Source organism: Nocardiopsis sp. NPDC055824 (assembly GCF_053616335.1).
Map to the genome: position 1 here is coordinate 1 of NZ_JBSHDN010000413.1, position 1,129 is coordinate 1,129.

1 rRNA gene is annotated in these 1,129 nt (G+C 57.0%); it reads left to right on the forward strand.

Annotated elements, in window-relative coordinates:
* Nucleotides 1-1,129, forward strand: a 23S ribosomal RNA gene (locus ACWGL3_RS32230); the annotation flags it as partial.

Here is a 1,129-nt window from a genome sequence, read left to right on the forward strand (position 1 = left end):
GCGAAGTGATCTAGCCATGGGCAGGTTGAAGCGGAGGTAAGACCTCGTGGAGGACCGAACCCACCAGGGTTGAAAACCTGGGGGATGACCTGTGGTTAGGGGTGAAAGGCCAATCAAACTCCGTGATAGCTGGTTCTCCCCGAAATGCATTTAGGTGCAGCGTCGTGTGTTTCTTGCCGGAGGTAGAGCACTGGATAGGCGATGGGCCCTACCGGGTTACTGACCTTAGCCAAACTCCGAATGCCGGTAAGTGAGAGCGCGGCAGTGAGACTGTGGGGGATAAGCTCCATGGTCGAGAGGGAAACAGCCCAGAGCATCGACTAAGGCCCCTAAGCGTACGCTAAGTGGGAAAGGATGTGGAGTCGCAGAGACAACCAGGAGGTTGGCTTAGAAGCAGCCACCCTTGAAAGAGTGCGTAATAGCTCACTGGTCAAGTGATTCCGCGCCGACAATGTAGCGGGGCTCAAGCGTACCGCCGAAGTCGTGTCATTGCAGCAATAGGGCCAACGCCCGCTGTGATGGGTAGGGGAGCGTCGTGTGCCGGGTGAAGCAGCCGCGGAAGCGAGTTGTGGACGGTTCACGAGTGAGAATGCAGGCATGAGTAGCGATACACACGTGAGAAACGTGTGCGCCGATTGACTAAGGGTTCCTGGGTCAAGCTGATCTGCCCAGGGTAAGTCGGGACCTAAGGCGAGGCCGACAGGCGTAGTCGATGGACAACCGGTTGATATTCCGGTACCCGCTTTGAAACGCCCAATATCGAATCAGGCGATGCTAAGTCCGTGAAGCCGTTCCGGACCCTTCGGGGAATGGAAAGTGGTGGAGCCGGTGGCCCGAGCTGGTAGTAGGTGAGTGATGGGGTGACGCAGGAAGGTAGTCCATCCCGGGCGGTGGTTGTCCCGGGGTAAGGGTGTAGGACGTCAGGTAGGTAAATCCGCCTGGCTATAGTCTGAGACCTGATGCCGAGCCGATTGTGGTGAAGTGGATGATCCTATGCTGTCGAGAAAAGCCTCTAGCGAGTTTCATGGCGGCCCGTACCCTAAACCGACTCAGGTGGTCAGGTAGAGAATACCGAGGCGTTCGGGTGAACTATGGTTAAGGAACTCGGCAAATTGCCCCCGTAACTTCG